The 17,190-nt window shown below is 64.7% G+C and carries 15 protein-coding genes; 4 read left to right on the top strand and 11 right to left on the bottom strand.

What is annotated here, in order from left to right:
* On the bottom strand, positions 1 to 1,060 hold a 1,060-nt coding region (locus tag WA904_RS05005; protein ID WP_425196024.1), incomplete at its 3' end, for a Tar ligand binding domain-containing protein.
* Between the two features lie 281 nt (positions 1,061 to 1,341).
* On the opposite strand from WA904_RS05005, the gene nth reads away from it, so the two are divergent.
* Positions 1,342 to 1,983 (top strand): endonuclease III, encoded by a 642-nt coding sequence (gene nth / locus WA904_RS05000; RefSeq protein ID WP_425196023.1) that lies wholly within the window; start codon positions 1,342 to 1,344, stop codon positions 1,981 to 1,983.
* A 114-nt stretch (positions 1,984 to 2,097) separates the two neighbouring features.
* Here nth and WA904_RS04995 read toward each other — a convergent pair whose 3' ends face one another.
* The 10 genes from WA904_RS04995 to WA904_RS04950 all read right to left on the bottom strand — a co-directional run bounded on the left by WA904_RS04995 (position 2,098) and on the right by WA904_RS04950 (position 12,894).
* Positions 2,098 to 2,475, bottom strand: a complete 378-nt coding sequence (locus WA904_RS04995) for a c-type cytochrome (RefSeq protein ID WP_425196025.1) — start codon at positions 2,473 to 2,475, stop codon at positions 2,098 to 2,100.
* Positions 2,476 to 2,492: 17 nt separating this feature from the next.
* Entirely contained in the window at positions 2,493 to 3,065 is a 573-nt protein-coding gene (locus WA904_RS04990) for a ferritin-like domain-containing protein (RefSeq protein ID WP_425196022.1), read from the bottom strand.
* Positions 3,066 to 3,099: 34 nt separating this feature from the next.
* A complete protein-coding gene (locus tag WA904_RS04985; RefSeq protein WP_425196021.1) occupies positions 3,100 to 3,819 on the bottom strand; it encodes an RNA polymerase sigma factor in 720 nt (239 codons plus the stop codon).
* Positions 3,820 to 3,978: 159 nt separating this feature from the next.
* A complete protein-coding gene (locus WA904_RS04980; RefSeq protein ID WP_425196020.1) occupies positions 3,979 to 5,304 on the bottom strand; it encodes a S8 family peptidase in 1,326 nt (441 codons plus the stop codon).
* A 510-nt stretch (positions 5,305 to 5,814) separates the two neighbouring features.
* Entirely contained in the window at positions 5,815 to 6,705 is an 891-nt protein-coding gene (locus WA904_RS04975) for an FAS1-like dehydratase domain-containing protein (RefSeq protein WP_425196019.1), read from the bottom strand.
* A 76-nt stretch (positions 6,706 to 6,781) separates the two neighbouring features.
* Entirely contained in the window at positions 6,782 to 8,437 is a 1,656-nt protein-coding gene (locus WA904_RS04970) for an alkaline phosphatase family protein (RefSeq protein ID WP_425196018.1), read from the bottom strand.
* Positions 8,438 to 8,522: 85 nt separating this feature from the next.
* Positions 8,523 to 9,311: an enoyl-CoA hydratase/isomerase family protein gene (locus WA904_RS04965; RefSeq protein ID WP_425196017.1), complete on the bottom strand. Its 789-nt coding sequence runs from the start codon at positions 9,309 to 9,311 to the stop codon at positions 8,523 to 8,525.
* On the bottom strand, positions 9,308 to 10,507 hold the full coding sequence (locus WA904_RS04960) for a CaiB/BaiF CoA transferase family protein (RefSeq protein ID WP_425196016.1): 1,200 nt from the start codon (positions 10,505 to 10,507) through the stop codon (positions 9,308 to 9,310). Before WA904_RS04960 ends, WA904_RS04965 begins: the two co-directional genes overlap by 4 nt.
* A gap of 102 nt (positions 10,508 to 10,609) precedes the next feature.
* Entirely contained in the window at positions 10,610 to 11,578 is a 969-nt protein-coding gene (locus tag WA904_RS04955) for a Bug family tripartite tricarboxylate transporter substrate binding protein (protein ID WP_425196015.1), read from the bottom strand.
* Between the two features lie 95 nt (positions 11,579 to 11,673).
* The gene (locus WA904_RS04950) at positions 11,674 to 12,894 is read right to left on the bottom strand and encodes a pyridoxal-phosphate-dependent aminotransferase family protein (protein WP_425196014.1); all 1,221 of its coding nucleotides are present in this window, start codon (positions 12,892 to 12,894) and stop codon (positions 11,674 to 11,676) included.
* A 115-nt stretch (positions 12,895 to 13,009) separates the two neighbouring features.
* On the opposite strand from WA904_RS04950, the gene WA904_RS04945 reads away from it, so the two are divergent.
* The 3 genes from WA904_RS04945 to WA904_RS04935 form a co-directional block, all read left to right on the top strand.
* A complete protein-coding gene (locus tag WA904_RS04945; protein WP_425196013.1) occupies positions 13,010 to 13,705 on the top strand; it encodes a GntR family transcriptional regulator in 696 nt (231 codons plus the stop codon).
* A complete protein-coding gene (locus WA904_RS04940) occupies positions 13,702 to 16,776 on the top strand; it encodes an FAD-binding and (Fe-S)-binding domain-containing protein (protein ID WP_425196012.1) in 3,075 nt (1,024 codons plus the stop codon). The genes WA904_RS04945 and WA904_RS04940 overlap by 4 nt, the downstream gene beginning before the upstream one ends.
* Positions 16,777 to 16,814: 38 nt before the next feature.
* Positions 16,815 to 17,190: 1-phosphofructokinase family hexose kinase (locus WA904_RS04935; RefSeq protein WP_425196011.1), on the top strand; the 376-nt coding region annotated here is incomplete at its 3' end.

Below are 17,190 nucleotides of genomic sequence, written 5' to 3'. Positions count from 1 at the left end.
TGGCGCCCATGGTGTCGACCACCTGGGAGACGACGCTGCCGCCGCGCACGGCGACGCTGGAGGCGGACACCGCCAGCTGGTTGGCCTGGCGGGCGTTGTCGGCGTTCTGTTTGACGGTGGAGGTGAGTTCTTCCATGGAGGCGGCGGTCTCTTCCAGGGAGCTGGCCTGCTGCTCGGTGCGGGAGGACAGGTCGTGGTTGCCGGCAGCGATCTGGCTGCTGGCGGTGGCGATGGTGTCTGTGCCGCTGCGGACGTTGCCGACGATGCCTATCAGGTTTTCCTGCATGAGCTTGAGCTGAGCCATCAGGCTGCTCGTGTCGCCAGACCTGAGATTGATGCGTATGCTCAGGTCGCCCGAGCCCACACTTTGTGCCACGCTGGCGGCTTCACCGGGCTCGGCACCGAGCTGACGACCGATGGAACGGACCATGAGCCAGCCGAACAGCCCCGCAAACAGCATGCCGCCAACGATGGCCGAGATCGAGACGATGCGGATCGTGGCATAACGCGCCTCCGCCGCATGGAACGCTTTTTCCGCTTCGTCGAGCTGCAACTGCACCAACGCGTCGCTGCTTTTCTTGGCTGCGTTGTACTGCGGGCTGACTTTCTCGGCCAACAGGCGCTGAGCCTCTTTCATGTCGTTGGCACGCAGGGCGGCCAGTGCAGGCTTGAGGCCTTCCTCCGCAAACTTCCTGCGTTCCTCGGTGAACACCTTGGCAAGCGCCGCTTCTTCCGTCGTGAGCGTCGTCAGCATGTAGGCGCCCCATGTCTTGGAGATCGCAGCGATGTTGGCCTCAACCATCGCGATTTTGGAGGCGACGACCTCCGGTGCAGGGTTCAGCATTGCTTCGGTGAGGAGCAGTTGATTGGATATCTGCCGCGCCCCGATGTCGCCGAGCTGCCCGGCGGGCACCGTGCGGTCTTCGTAGACCGAACGCAGGGCATCGTTGGACGCGCCGATGCCGAAAAAGCCGATGCCGCCAATCGCCACAAGAAACACTGACAGGATGCCGATCAGGATGATCAGGCGGGTAGAGATTTTCAGATTGTCGATGCTCATTTGATTTCCCCAGTTCAGTTAATTAATCAATCAATGCGCTGCCCTGAACAAAACCCGTCATGCCGCGCCCCCAAACTACTACCTTCTACTTATCGGCAGAAGATGAAAAAGATTGAGGGGCAAGGCTGATCCAGCTTCGCATTTTCGGGCTTTTTGCACGTTTTCCGTCCTGAACGGCACACCGGCACCGGTCACCGAAGGCCGCTGGAACCGCGTCCAGGCTTGTTCACGTTAATGCTGCAAGTGCACAAATAGTGTTAACAGGCCCTAGACTTGGCGCCATGAAAACCGCCGACATCGCCCCCTTCTTCGCCACGCTGAAAGCCGCCAACCCGCTGCCGGTGACCGAACTGGAATACACCAGCGTGTTCGAGCTGCTGGCGGCCGTGCTGCTGAGCGCGCAGGCGACCGATGTGGGCGTGAACAAGGCCACGCGCAAGCTGTTTCCGGTGGCGAACACGCCGCAGAAAATCCTGGACCTGGGCCAGGAAGGGCTGGAGGGCTACATCAAGACCATCGGCCTGTACCGCAGCAAGGCCAAACACCTGATGGAAGCCTGCCGCATGCTGGTGGCGCAGCATGGCGGCGTGGTGCCGCGCAGCCGCGAGGCGCTGGAAGCCCTGCCCGGCGTGGGCCGCAAGACAGCCAACGTGGTGCTGAACTCGGCTTTCGGCGAAGCGACGATGGCGGTGGACACGCACATCTTCCGCCTGGGCAACCGTACCGGCCTGGCGCCGGGCAAGACACCGCTGGAAGTCGAGATGAAGCTGCTCAAACGCGTGCCGCCCGAGTACCTGGTGGATGCGCACCACTGGCTGATCCTGCACGGCCGTTATGTGTGCGTGGCGCGCAAACCGATGTGCTGGCAGTGCGCGGTGGCGCCGTATTGCGACTACACGCCGAAGACGCCGGTGCCGGCCTGAGCTGCACCCGCTACATTATTGATAGCTGTCCACGCCCATTGCAAAAGGGCTGGACGCTGTTTTTATACTGAAAATCCCCGGCAGGCCTGCGCCACGGCCCCCTGGAATGCCTGCTCACTGACCGCAGGAGGGTGTGCCGTTGACGGCCTTCAGGTAAGCCATCAGGTCAGCCCGGTCCCTGGCTTGGGGAACACCGTCATACGTCATGCTGCTGCCCGGTACGACGGCCAGGGGTTTCGCCAGAAAGCGGTCCAGGGTTTTCTCGTCCCACACCAGGCCTGACTTTTTCATGGCCTGTGAATACTCAAAACCCTGCACGCTGCCGGCGCGCCGTCCCAGCAGGCCGCAATGCCGGGGCCCCACCCTGTCGGTGGCCAGCGCATGGCAGGCGATGCAGCGAACATAAAGCTGCTCACCGCGAACGGCGTCCGTCGCCGCCAGGGCGGGCAGGAAAGCGCCCAGCCACCCGAGCGCCAGCCACCCGGTCCACAGGCCAGTGCGGCCCCGGGTCACGACACGAAAGCGGAAGGCACCGGCGTTTCACCGATGGCCTGACGCAGGATGGCCCAGTGCATGGCTTCGTCACCCAGGATGCTGGCGGCTGCCTTGGAAAGATCCCGGTTGGCAAACAGGGGCACCGCACCCAGGTAGGCGCTGACCGCGCCCTGCTCCAGCTTCGCTGCGAACTTGAGCACATCGAGTTCGGTTTTTAGCTGGGCAACAGGAAAGTTGTAGTTGGCCTTGGCCACTGCGGGTTTGCCGCCCAGCTTTTCGACCGTGCTGGCCAGCAGGGTCACGTGCTCCTTGTGGTGGCCCTGGAAAGTCACCGCCAGGTCGAGCACCGGTTTGGTCAGCAGCTTGCTTTCGGCACCCAGCTGGTACGCGGCAATGGCTTCCAGTTCGGCACCGATGGCAGTGTTGAGGATCTGGATGTCTCCCGCTTTGGAGCCACCCGCCCTGGCGGCGAGCGCATCATTGCCCGCCAGCAACGCAACCGCCGCACCGGACAACACCAGGCTGCCGGAGCGGCCGAGAAAAAGGCGCCGTGCAGCGACCGGGGTGGGCATCTGAAAAAAAGACATGGCAATCTCCTGAAAAAAAAACGGTACCGACAAATCACGAGCCGTTGCGGCGCTCGTGGGTAATTTTTGCCAGCACGCCCTCGACAATCCTGTCGCAGCGCGGTCCGGCAAATGAGAACGCATCACCGATGGCCAGGTCGATGTCGCGCGAAAGGCCTTCACGCAAAATGCCGCGCGCCCGGAAAAACCGCGAGCGGACGGTCGCCTCGGGAATGCCCAGCACGGCCGCCACTTCTTCCACGCCCATCTCCTCGACGCCCCGGAGCATGAAGACGGTGCGAAAGGTGTCCGGCAAGGTGTCTATGCGTGCCTCTATCTGGCGACGTATCTGCGCGCGCATGGCGCTGGGCTCGGGCTGCTCGTCCGGGTTGGCCTGCATCCGCGTCTCCGGTGATTCGCCATCGTCATCCATGCCGACTTGCGCGGCAGCGTTCAGCGGCAGAACCCGTGCACCCTTGCGGCGCAGGCGGCCCAGCGCCTCGTTGACGACGATGCGAACCAGCCAGGTTGAAAGGCTGGCATCCGCACGAAAAGTGGCCAGGGCGCGCCAGGCCTTCAGGTAGGCCTCCTGCAGCGCATCCTGGGTGTCGTCGTCGCTTTGAAGAATGCTGCGCGCCGTGCGGAACAGCAGCCGGTTGTAGCGCCGCATGATCTGTGCAAACGCCAGGTCGTTGCCTGCGACAGCCATGGCAATGAGTTCCGGGTCGGGACTGGCGTCCGAGGGCTGCGGGGAAGTGGGCGGGCAGATGTTCATGGGTGTTCCTGCCCATTAGATGGCCCTGGCAACACCGGCGTTCCGCTTATTTTTTCCGGCCGGCACCGGCTTGCGCGCCGGTGCCCGGTACGAAGCCTGTCCGCTACACAATGAATAGCAGCCTGCGTCCGTCCCCAAGGGGCCGCAGGCCTTTTTTATCTAAGGAATAACGGGCAGCCCAATCGCCGGCTCGGTACACAGGCGGCCGATGTCGATGATGCCGGCGCCAAACGGCTGCGGCTGCCAGCCTGGCGGTTTGCGGCAGCTTGCGATGGCCGCCTGGCGGAAGGCTTCCACCCGTTTTGCGCTGCGCCCGTATTTCCCCTCGATCTCCGGCCCCCAGCGCCGCAACCACAACGCGGCGCCGCCGGTGGTGATGGCCGCCGCGTAAGACGTGCCGTTGCCGGTGCCCTCGATGACGCTGCCGATGCCCGTGCGCGCCGCCACGACCTTGCTGATGACAGCCCCTGGCGCGCTGAAGTCCACCTCCGGGCCAAAGCTGCTGCCGTGCCAGGGCAGGCTTTGCCAGGTCACGGCCGCCACGGCAATGGTTTCGAGCAGGCTGGCGGGCGGCACCACCGGATCCACATGGTTGCCGGCGGCGCACACCACGATCACCCCCTTGGCGTAGGCATTGGCCAGAGCCTGCCGCATGACGGGTGCCACCACCGGCGGGTACACGCCCAGGCTCACATTGACAACATCCACCTTCGCGACATTGACCAGGTAGTCCAGGCCTTCGGCAAATTCGTTTTGCCGGCCGTTGATGGCGACCGAGTCGGTGATGCGCACCACCACATGCGGCACGCGTGGCGCCGCACCATGGAAGACGAAGCCGGCATCTTCCCCTTGGCCGGAGATGGTGGTGCCTATGCGCGTGCCGTGACCCTGGAAAAGGCCGCCAATGGGCATGCTGTCCACGCCGTCGCCGGCCTGCACGGCAAGCGTCGCCCAGCCGTCCGGCAGTTGCTGGTGCATGATGGTTTTGCACAGGTCCTGCAGCAGCCAGGTGCCGCCTGGCTGCCCGTGGCCCCAGGCCTTGTGCCGGGTGTAGCCGGTGTCGAGCTGGCCGACGCGCACGCCCTGCCAGTCGATGGCATCAGGCCCACCGAGCGCCGTCCAGGCGGCCTGGATGTTGGTGGCCTTGTGATGCCATGCCCTGCCGCCTGCGGCATCCGGCACCGGGATGTCGGCCTTGGGGTCCAGGTCTTCCGCGATACGCTGCATGTACAGCGTGTAGACCTCTTCTTCCTTGATCCAGTCGATGCGGTTGGCACCGGCGTTGCGCAACAAGCCGTCCAGCGGGGTGCCGGGATTTTTCGCGCGGATGTGGCGCAGCAGGTGCGGCCGTACCAGTGCTTCGTGAACGCCGACCTGCAACACGCCGACGTCGATACCCGGCCCCGCGAGTTGAAGCAATTGCCGGCGGTAGTCTTCAAACGTGCCATGGGTGACGATCACCTTGGCGTAGTAAACAGTGCTCATGGGTTCCCCTTTTTTGTGGATCGATGGAACCGGAGCTTATGAATCCGGCCGGCGCGGCGCTTCCCACAAATATGGGAGAGGGCCGATCCGCAATGAAAGACGACGGGCACAACAGCGCACATATCCTCGCACCCACACGCGTCGTGCGGTGTTCAGCGGATGCGTGGCCGGGGAAAAAGTGGAGTCGAAACAAGCACTTGCAACGCCGAGAACCGCTGCACCGGCCAGCCGACCGGCGAAACGCCAGGCTGCCGGCGCACCACCACTTGCGGATGGAAGAAGCCCGGCGGTGACAAACATCACAAAAATAAATGGCGCGGCAAGCATGGCACCCCGGCCAGACGGACGGGCCGGAACCGCTACCAAATAGATAGCTACCTGCGCTTTCCCTCAAAGGGCTGGGGGCTATTTTTGTTTGCAACAAACCTCGGCCGACGCAAATGGCGGCTTTCCTGATCACTGGCGCGAACAGGCAGTCATGATTGCGGATCAATTCCCATCGCACAAGCATCAGGCCAACGTTGCCGTGGCCTGCATGGTGAGCCAGCCTTCATGGTCCCCGGTCCAGAGGCTGACGGTTTTTCCGTCGGCCGATGGCAGGCCGTGCAGCCTGAAGGGCCAGAGGTCGAAAACCGGGCGCACGGCGCGGAACTCGAACTTCAGCAGGCGTGCGCCAGGCATGTTCCTGCGCAGCAGGTCCACCAGCAAGGTGGCGATCAGCGGACCGTGCACGACCAGGCCCGGGTAGCCCTCGACTTCAGTGACATAACGGCGGTCATAGTGGATGCGGTGGCCGTTGAAGGTCAGCGCCGAATAACGGAACAGCAGCACATCGTCGGGCGTGACGGTGTCCGACCATGCCGCATTTTTTTCCGCAGCCTGTGGCGACGGAACAGGGTCACCGGCCTGCGGATTGGCGCGATAGACGATGTCGTGTTCTTCGGTCAGCGCCAGGCCCTGGGCGTTGCGCACCTCGTGTTTGACCAGCACAAACACCAGGTCGCCGGTGCGTCCCGACTTGTGGGTCACCGACTCGATGCGGGAGGCCCGGGTGACCGCGTCACCGACCTGCAGCACCTGCTGGTGCCATTGCAGGCGTCCGCCGGCCCACATGCGGCGCGGCAGCGGCACCGGCGGCAGGAAGCCGCCGCGTTGGGGGTGGCCGTCGGATCCGAGGCCGGACTGGCGCACGGTCGGCAGGAAATACAGCCAGTGCCACAGCTCGGGCAGGGGCGTGCCGGGGGCAGGATCGGCATCGTCGCGGTCCAGCGTGGCTGACAGTGCCCGCAACGGCGCGGCGGTGATGCAGTCGCTCAGTGTTTCGGTTTTGCCGACCCAGCCTTGCAGCTTCGCCAGCATGGCGGCGTCCACGGTTCGAATGTCTGAAGTCATGGACGCCATCGTCGGTGCAAGCGCGCGGAAATGCAATCTGCCATTTCAGCGGGACTAAACGCCTTTTTCTATCCTGACATCCATCCTAGGGCGCAAGCAACGGCAACGGCAGCGGCTTGCCTTCAGCGGCCGGCGGAGCCGGCACACCCAACAAGCGCGCCAGGGTGGGGGCGATGTCCACCACCTCGACCCGGCTGTCGATGCGGCCCGTTTTCACCCATGCCGGCCCATACATGAGGATGGGCACATGCGTGTCGTAAGGGTGCGGCGAGCCGTGCGTAGCGACTGAGGTGGGGGGGCCAAACATCCACAGGGGTTTGAGCACGTACTGCACGTCGCCCGACACGTCCCTGTGCCAGGTCTTGCGCATCTGCCCGAAGAACGGGTCGCCGGCGCGGCTTCCGGCTTCCAGCTCACGCCGGGTGTAGGCCGCGGCAATCACCGGTTCGGCCACCAGCAGGGCTCTTGCGGCGTCCGCGACGGTGTTGAAGTCGAGATTGCGCTGTGCAATCAACTGCCGGTCCAGCACCAGCGCGGAAGCGGAAAGAAAGGCGGCCAGCTTGGGCGCACCGAATCTGCGCTGCAACTCGTCGTTCACGCGGTTCAGGAGCTGGCCGCTTGAGGTCCGCCCCGCAGACAGCCCCTGCGACTGGCTGTATTCAGCGGCCGGCATGAAGCCGTGGTCGGCTGTCAGCACGGCGAGATAGTTGCCCTTGCCTACCGTGCTGTCGAGGTCGCGGAAAAAGGCCTGGAGCAGGCGGTCGAGCTGCAGCAGGTGGTCGTGCGAGAGGCGCGACTCGGCGCTCCAGGCGTGGTTCACATAGTCGTGGCCGGACAAACTCACCGCCAGGATATCGGGCGCGTCGTCACGGCCCAACTGCTCGCCGGCAATGGCGGCGCGCGCAAAGTCGAGCGACAGCGCATCGACAAACGGGCTGCGCAGCAAAGCCGCGTAGAAGGCGGGGCTTGGCGCGTCGTCGGCGGGCACACCCATCATCATCGGCAGCTTGCCGCCGCGCGGGCCGTACCAGAGCTGGCTGTCGGGAACGGAGCGTGCATACGCGGCTTCCGGCAACAGCGGTTTCCACTCGGTCTTGAAGTAACGGTCAGCCGGTTTGCCGGCATTGAAGGTGTCGACCCAGGCTGGATGTTCCTTCATGTAGTAAGTGGTCGAAGCGAACTGGCCGCTGGCGCCCATGTACATGTAGGCCGTGCCGCGCTTGCCGGCAGGCAGGATGGCGCCGCGGTCCTTGCCCGAGATGCCGATCACCTTGCTGCGCGCGTCGACACCGCGCAGCACGTCGCCCAGCGTTTCCACCTTCAGGTTTTTCGGGCTGGTGCCGTCCAGCGCCTGGGTGGTGTGGCCGATGTAGGTCGCCCCCGTGTCGCCGGTGTTATAGACCTGCGCGCCGGTAGCCACATCGCGCCAGTCATTGCCGATGATGCCGGTGCGGTGTGGGTAGGCGCCGGTCAGCATGGTGGCGTGACCGGCCGCCGTGACGGTGAAGGCGTGGCCATAGTGCGCGTCGGCAAACCAGGCGCCTCGGTCCAGGAAGCGCGCCAGGCCATCGGGTGCGAGCTGGTCGCGGTAGCCGGTGATCTGGCGTTGCGGCAAGCCGTCGACCACCAGAAACACGACCAACCTGGGCCGGGGCGCCGCCGCCGGCGGGCCCGCACAGGCCGCAAGCGTGGCGGCAATAACAAGGACGCTGCAAAGGTGGAGGATGCGGAAGATTTTCATCGCGACAGCCTACGAGCTTTAGCTGCCGGTGACAACCGGGTTCACCCCTTGCGCGAACCTTCGACGCCTTCTGCCGCGCAGACTCCTAGGACCCCTTCCAGGCCGGGCTTCTTTTCTCCACAAACGCCGCGACTCCTTCGCAGAAATCGGCGCTGCCGTAACAGCGGCGAATCAGGTCTTCGTCGGGCGGCAGGCCGCGGCTGGCGAGCCGGCGCAGGCCCTCCTTGCTCACACTCTGGGTCACCGGCGCGAGTGCCGCCAGGCGTTCGCACAGGGTGGCCAGCACCGCATTGATGTCTGCGGTCTCGCTGGTCTGCAGCAGGAAGCCGCAGGCCAGCGCCTCGTCGGCCGACAATGTTTCGGCCAGCATCAGCATGCGCTTGACACGCGGTATGCCGAACACGGCGCTGAGGCGCGCCAGGTTGGCCACCGACAGGCAGTTGCCCAGCGTCCTGGCAATCGGCACGCCAAAGCGTGAGCCCGGCGTGGCGATGCGGAAATCGCAGGCGGTGGCGATGGCCAGGCCACCGCCAATGGCCCAGCCTTCGATGACAGCCACGGTGGGCATGGGCAGCGACTCGAGCCTCGCGATGCACTGGTCGATCTGCTGCTCGTAGACGACGCCGTCTTCGCCGCTCTTGAAAGCCTTGAACTGCTCGATGTCGGTACCGGCCACAAAGGCCTGGCCGCCGGCGCCGCGAAAGGTCACCACGCGCACCGAGCTGTCGGCCTTGAGCTGCTCGCAGACTTCGTTGAGACGTTCGTACATGGCCCAGGTCATGGCGTTGCGTGCTTCGGGGCGGTCGAACACCACCGATGCCACGCCGGCGCTGATGTCCAGGTGGACGCTTCCTTTCGCGTTCGGCCCGCTCATGCTGCGAAAGCGCCCTGGGCGCCCAGTTGCTCCTGCTCGGCAGCGCCGATGCCGAGTTCGGCAAGCACCTCGGCCGTGTGTTCGCCCAGGCGCGGCGGATGGCGGCGCACCTGCTGCGGCGTGCCGGACATCTTGACCGCAAAGCCGATGTTGGGCACCTTGCCTTCCACCGGATGGTCGATCTCCATGCGCATCTCGCGCGCCTTCGCGTGCTCACTGCCGAAGGCTTCGGGATAGGTCAGGATGGGACCGGCGGGAATGCCAGCCTCTAGAAAAGTGCTGACCCAGTAATCCTTGGGCTTGAGGCGGAAGGATTTCTCCAGCTCCACTTCCAGCGCATGCCGATTCGCCAGGCGCAGCGAGATGGTGGAGAAACGTTCGTCGGCAAGCAGCTCCTCACGGCCCATCAGCTTGCACAGTTGCAGCCAGAGCTTCTGGTTGTTCGCGCCCATCACGAAGTAGCCGTCGGAGCAGGCCATCGCCTGGTAGGGCGCGGTCATCTTGTTGGAGGTGCCCAGCGGCTCGGGCTCTTTGCCCGTGCCCCAGTAGTCGCAGATGTCCCAGACGGAAAAAGCCAGTGCCGAGTCGAACAGCGACGCGTCCACATGCTGGCCCTGGCCACTGGTTTTGGTACCGATGTAGGCAGACAGGGTGGCATATACGGCGAACAGCGCGCAGCCGATGTCGGCCACCGGCACGCCGGCCTTCACCGGCGGGCCATCGGGATAACCGGTGACGCTCATCACGCCGGACATGGCCTGCGCCATCAGGTCAAAGCCCGGCCGGTCGGCCCAGGGACCGGTCTGGCCGAAACCCGAAATGCTGGTGTAGACCAGGCGCGGATTGACTTCCCTGAGCACTTCGTAACCCAGGCCCAGCCGCTTCATCGCGCCGGGGCGGTAGTTCTCCAGCAGGATGTCGGCATCCTTGGCCAGCTTCAGCAGCAGCGCCCTGCCCGCCTCCGACTTGAGGTTGAGCGCGACGCTGCGCTTGTTGCGGTTCATGTTCAGGAAGCCCAGCGAATCGGGGCCCTTCATCTTGAAGCCCATGGCGCCGCGTGTCTGGTCGCCACTGCCGGGCGGCTCGATCTTGATCACGTCGGCCCCCATGTCCGCCAGCAGCATGCAGGCATAGGGCCCGGCCATCACCTGGCTGATGTCCAGGACGCGCACACCCTCAAGGGGAAGTTTTTTCATTCGAGATGTTCCGTTTCCGTTTCAGTGCCAGCGCGGAACCGGCTTAGCCGGGCCGCAGGTGGCGCCCCCCAGAGTGGAAGCGCCGGAGGCGCTACGGGGGGGTCAAGACTCACCCTTGACCCCGCCGTCCTTGATGATCCTGGCCCACTTGACCTGCTCGGCGTGCATGAAGTCGCCGAACTTCTCGGTCGAACCACCGCCGTCCTGGGCGCCCGAGGCGGCGAGCTTTTCCATCACGTCGGGCATTTGCATGACCTTGTTGACATCCTCGTTCATGCGCTTGGCCATGGCCACGGGCATCTTCGCGGGGCCAGCCAACCCGTACCACGTGGTCGCCTCGAAGCCGGGGAAGCCCGACTCGGCCATGGTCGGCACGTTGGCGTAGGCGGGCACGCGCTGCAGGCGCGTCTGCGCAAGGGCAATCGCCTTGCCGCTCTTCACATGCGGCGTGGCCGCCGTCATGGTGTCGAAGCTGTACTGGATGTTCCCGCCTATCAGGTCGGTAAGCATGGGGCCCGAGCCCTTGTAGGGCACGTGGATGGCCTTGACCTTCGCGGCCAGCATGAACATTTCCAGCGCCAGGTGCTGCGCGCTGCCGGTGCCGGCCGAGCCGAAGCTGATCTTGCCGGGGTTGGCACGGCACAGCTCGACCAGGTCCTTCACGGTTTTGGCGGGCTGGCTCTCGTTGCAGATCAGCAGGTTCGGCGTGACGCCGACCAGCACCACCGGCTGGAAGTCTTTCGCCGCGTCGTAGTTCACCTTCTGCAGGGCGGGCGTGATGGCCTGGCTGTTGATGTGCGCCATCAGCAGCGTGGCACCGTCACCGGGCTGCTTGGCCACGTAGTCGGCGGCGATGGTGCCGGAAGCGCCGGCCTTGTTCTCGACGATGACCTGCGTCTTCCACATGTCACCGAGTTTCTGGCCGATGACGCGGGCCAGGATGTCGGTGCCGCCGCCGGGCGCGAAGCCGACGATGATGCGCACCGGCCCGGTGGGCAGATTCTGCGCGAGGATCAATGAGGGAAAGGCCAGGGCCGCGGCGCCGGCGGTGACAAGGGTTCTGCGTTGCATGGTTTGTCTCCAGTGGGTTGTTTTTGAAATCGTCAGAAAGAAGCGGATGCGCGGGAAAGCAGAAAAGGCAGGAAGGAAAACGGTTGGGGCGCCGGTCAGGCCGCCTTGCGCAGCGGCACAACCGCGGCATGGCTGGAAAAATGGTCCATCGCCGCCTGCACACCGGAGCCGGCCAGCTTGACGCCGGCAAGCTTGAGGCCCATCTCGCAGCCCGAGAGCGCGGCCATCAGGGTCAGGTCGTTGCAGTCGCCGAGGTGGCCGATGCGGAACATCTTGCCTTTGACCTTGCCCAGGCCGGTGCCCAGCGAACAGTCGAAACGTTCGTAAATGATCTTGCGCACCGCGTCGGCGTCCACACCGTCGGGCGTCATCACGCCCGTCAGGACGGGCGAATACACGGCCGCATCGGCGCACTGGATCTGCAGGCCCCAGGCCTTGACCGCGGCGCGCACGCCTTCGGCCCAGCGCAGGTGGCGCGCAAACACCACGTCCAGCCCATGCTCGAGCAGCATGTCGCAGGCTTCGTTCAGGCCGTACAGCAAATTGGTATTGGGCGTGGAGGGCCAGTAGCCGCTCTTGTTCATCTCGATGATTTCGTCCCAGGCCCAGAAGGCCTTGGGCAGCTTGGCCGTCTTGCTGGCCTCCAGCGCCTTGGCGGACACCGCGTTGAAGCTGATGCCGGGCGGCAGCATCAGTCCTTTTTGCGAGCCGCTGATGCTGACGTCCACGCCCCACTCGTCGTGTTTGTAGTCGGCCGAGGCCAGGCCGGAAATGGTGTCCACCAGCAGCAGCGCGGGGTGTTTCGCAGCATCGATGGCCTTGCGCACGGCAGCGATGTTGCTGGTCACTCCGGTGGAGGTTTCGTTGTGCACCACGCAGACCGCCTTGATGCTGTGCTGCGTGTCGGCCTTGAGCCGTTCCTCGATCAAATCGGCGCGCACGCCGTGGCGCCAGACCTCTGCGCCGGGGTCGGTCATCACCTCGGTCTTCAGGCCCAGGCGCGCGGCAAGCTTTTGCCACAGGGCGGCGAAGTGGCCCGTTTCGTACATCAGCACGTGGTCGCCGGCGCTCAGGGCATTGACCAGCGCCGCTTCCCAGGCGCCGGTGCCCGAGGCCGGGTAAATGATGACGGGCTGCCGGGTCTTGAGGATCTTCTTGATGTCCGCCAGCACCTTCAGGCCCAGCGCGCCGAACTCGGGGCCGCGGTGGTCGATGGTCGGCAGGCTCATGGCCCGCAGGATGCGGTCGGGCACCGGCGAGGGGCCGGGGATCTGCAGGAAGTGGCGGCCGGTGGGGTGAAAATCAAGCGTCAACATAAAACAGGTCTCCGATGAATAGACGCCATTTTTTGCATACAAAATTCATTTGTCAACCCATACCATCCGAAATATAGGGTTTGACAGCATATTTTTTTGCATACAAAATTTACCCATGAGTGCTGAAATCATTCCCATCCCGCGCGCCGCCCTGCATGAGCAGGTGGCCCACCGCCTGCGCCAGATGCTGGTCGAAAACCGCATCCTGCCGGGCGCCAAGCTCAACGAACGCGAGCTCAGCGAAGTCCTCAATGTGTCGCGCACGCCCCTGCGCGAGGCCATCAAGATGCTGGCCGCCGAAGGCCTGGTCGAGCTGCTGCCGAACCGCGGCGCCATTGCGGTCGAGCTGTCCGAAGCCGATGTACTGAACACCTTCGAGGTGATGTCCGGGCTGGAAGCGCAGTCGGGCGAACTCGCGGCGCAGCGCATCACCGAGGCCGAGCTGGACGAAATCAAGGCCATGCATTACGAAATGCTGGCGGCCTACACACGGCGCGACCTGCCCGCCTATTACCGGCTCAATGCCGCCATTCACGGCGCCATCAACGCGGCCGCAAAAAACCCGGTGCTCACCGCCACCTACAAGCAGGTCAATGCACGCCTGCAGGCCTTGCGTTTTCGCTCCAACCAGGACGGCGAAAAATGGAGCGCTGCCGTGAAGGAACACGACATGATGATTGAAGCGCTCAGCGCGCGCGACCCGGTCGCCATGCGCACCGTGCTGGCCAGCCACCTGGGCAACAAACTGGATGTGGTGATCGAGCAATTGCGCTCGGCAAAACAGACAGCCAGCGGCACGGCCAAAGCGTGAACGCAGCCATTCCCCTGAAGGTCACGCAGGACACGGCGGCCCACGCCTACGACAGCGTCGCCCGGATCAGCAACGAAGTGGCCGGCCGGCTGGCTGCCCGGCTGGCCAGCGAAACCCGCGGCGAAGTCCTCTTTTCGGCAGCGGACCGCGGCCGTTATGCCACCGATGCCTCGATCTACCAGGTGATGCCTGTCGGCGTGTTTGTGCCGCGCAGCGCGCCTGATGTGAAAACAGCGCTCGACATCTGCCGCGACATGGGTGTGCCCATCGTTCCGCGCGGCGGCGGCACCAGCCAGTGCGGCCAGACCGTGGGCGTGGGCCTGGTGATCGATTACGCCAAACACATCCGGGAGATCATCGACATCGATGTGGAAAACCGCAAGGCCGAGGTCGAGCCCGGCATCGTGCTGGACCACCTGAACGCCGCCCTGAAAAAACACGGCCTGTGGTACCCGGTGGACGTGTCCACCAGCGCGCAGGCCACGCTGGGCGGCATGGCCGGCAACAACTCCTGCGGCAGCCGCTCCATTGCCTACGGCAACATGGTGCACAACGTGCTGGGCATGCAGGCCTGGACTTCAGGCAGCGAGCTGCTGCAGCTCGGGCCCTACGGCGCAAGCAGCGGCAAGGCGCGCGAACTGGGCCAGCATGTGCGTTCGCTGGCCGAGGAACTGCACCCCGCCATCAAGCGCCTCTGGCCCAAGGTCATGCGGCGCGTGGGCGGCTACAACCTGGATATTTTTGACCCGCAAAGCGAGCGGCCCTACACCGCCGACGGTTCGGTCAACCTGGCGCACCTGCTGATAGGCAGCGAAGGCACGCTGGCCCTGACCAGATCGCTGACCCTGCAGCTCACCGAACTGCCGCAGGCCAAGGTGCTGGGCGTGGTGAACTTCCCCACCTTCTACCGCGCCATGGATGCGGCGCAGCACATCGTCAGGATAGGCGGAAGCAGCCTGACTGCGGTGGAGCTGGTGGACCGCACCATGATCGATCTGTCGCTGCAGAACCCGGCCTTTGCGCCGACCATCCGCAGTGCGCTGATCGGCCAGCCCGCCGCCATTTTGCTGGTGGAGTTTTCGGGTGCCAGCAAAACGGCGCTGCTGCCCAAACTCAAGCGCCTGGGCGAGCTGATGGGTGATTTGCTGCTGCCCGACACGGTGGTTGAGATGACCGAAGACGCGCCGCAGAAGAACCTCTGGGAAGTGCGCAAGGCCGGGCTCAACATCATGATGAGCCTCAAGGGCGACGGCAAGCCGGTGAGCTTCATCGAGGACTGCGCCGTGCCGCTGGAGCACCTGGCCGAGTACACCGATGCGCTGACCGAAGTCTTCAGGAAATACGGCAGCAAAGGCACCTGGTATGCCCATGCCTCGGTCGGCACATTGCATGTGCGGCCCATCCTGGACATGCGGCGCGAAGGCGCGCCCAAGATGCGCGCGATTGCCGAGGAAGCTTCGGAGCTGGTGCGCAAGTTCAAGGGCGCCTACAGCGGCGAACACGGTGACGGCCTGTGCCGCGGCGAGTGGATCAAGTGGCAATTCGGCCCGCAGATCAACGAGGCCTTTGCCAGCATCAAGCAGGCGATGGACCCGATCAACCTGCTGAGCCCCGGCCGCATGATCAACCCGCCGAAGATGGACGACACGCGCCTGATGCGTTTTGCGCCAGGCTACAAGGTGATTCCCATCAGGACCGCGCTGGACTGGCGCGCCTGGGACGTGCAGAACGACCCGGTAACCGAGCAGACCAGCGCGCCGGGCAGCGGCGGCGACCCGGCCCACGGCTTTGCCAAGGCCGTGGAGATGTGCAACAACAATGGCCATTGCCGCAAGTTCGATGCAGGCACCATGTGCCCGAGCTACCGCGTAACGCGTGATGAAAAACACCTGACCCGCGGCCGGGCCAACACCCTGCGCCTGGCGTTGAGTGGCCAGCTCGACGGCATGAGCGCACGTGACGCTTTCACCAGCGAGGAAGTGCGGGACGCCCTGGACCTGTGTGTGGGCTGCAAGGGCTGCAAGCGTGATTGCCCCACCGGCGTGGACATGGCCAAGATGAAGGTGGAGTTTTTGCACCACTACAAGGCCAGGCACGGCTACACACTGAAAGACAAACTGGTGGCGCGCCTGCCCGACTATGCGCACTGGGCCAGCCGCCTCGCGCCGCTGCTGAACCTGCGCGACAGGATTCCCGGCCTGGCCGCGCTGAGCGAAAAACTCACCGGCTTTTCTGCCAGGCGCAGCCTCCCGCAGTGGACAAGCCATACCTTTTTCAACAAGCCACCGGAAAGCGCCACGCGCGAGGAGGTGCTGGCCGCGGACAAACCGGTGGTGCTGTTTGTCGACACCTTCAACGGCACCTTCGAGGCAGACAACGCAGTTTCAGCATTGAAAGTGCTCCAGGCCGGCGGCTACACAGTGCATGTAGCTACCAAAACGATAGCAGACGGGAAACACCTGTGTTGCGGCCGCACCTACCTCGCCAGCGGCATGGTCGATGAAGCGAAGGCAAAAGCACACGAGCTGGTGAGAGCCCTGCTGCCCTTCGCCGAGCGCGGCATCGCCATCGTCGGGCTGGAGCCGTCCTGCCTGCTGACGATGCGCGACGAGATGCTGGTCATGGGCCTGGGCGAAGCGGCACATACCATCAGCGGCCAGGCGCTGCTGTTCGAGGAGTTTCTGGCGCGCGAGGCCGCGGCGGGCAAGCTCGATGCCCTCAAGTCAAAATTGCATCCGGTGAACGAAACCATCCTGCTGCACGGCCACTGCCACCAGAAGGCATTTGGAGCGGTCAGCCCCATCATGGACGTGCTCAGGCTGATCCCCGGTGCTGCGCCGGAGCTGATCGAGTCCAGCTGCTGCGGCATGGCCGGCAGCTTTGGTTATGAGGCCAGCCACTACGAGGTGTCCATGCAGATGGCCGAGCTCAGCCTGCTGCCCGCCGTGCGCCAAAGGCCCGACGCGATTGTGGTGGCCGACGGCACCAGTTGCCGGCACCAGATCCGCGACGGTGCCCAGCGCGAGGCGATTCACGTAGCGATGCTGCTGGCGCAACAACTGCGCACCTGAAGCAGCCCGGCCGCGGAACGGTGGCGTACAGTGAAGCGATGCACACGACCGACATCCTGACCATCACCATGAACCCGGCGCTGGACGTGTCCACGTCCACCGACAAGGTGCGTGACACCCACAAGCTGCGATGTGCTGCGGCGCAGTTCCATCCCGGCGGCGGCGGCATCAACGTCGCCCGCGTGCTGCACCGGCTGGGCAGCAACTGTCTGGCGCTTTACCCGTCGGGCGGCGCGACGGGCCAGCGCCTGGGGCAACTGCTGGAGCAGGAACAGGTGCGCCATCGGGGCCTGCCCATTGCGGGAGAAACGCGCGAGAGCTTTTCGGTGCATGAAACCTCCAGCGGAAAGGATTTCCGCTTTGTGCTGCCCGGCCCCAGCCTGAGCGCGCCCGAATGGCAGGCCTGCCTCGATG

The sequence above is a fragment of the Polaromonas sp. genome (assembly GCF_049790275.1).
Classification (GTDB): domain Bacteria; phylum Pseudomonadota; class Gammaproteobacteria; order Burkholderiales; family Burkholderiaceae_C; genus Polaromonas.
This window is presented reverse-complemented; position numbering and strand designations above follow the sequence as displayed.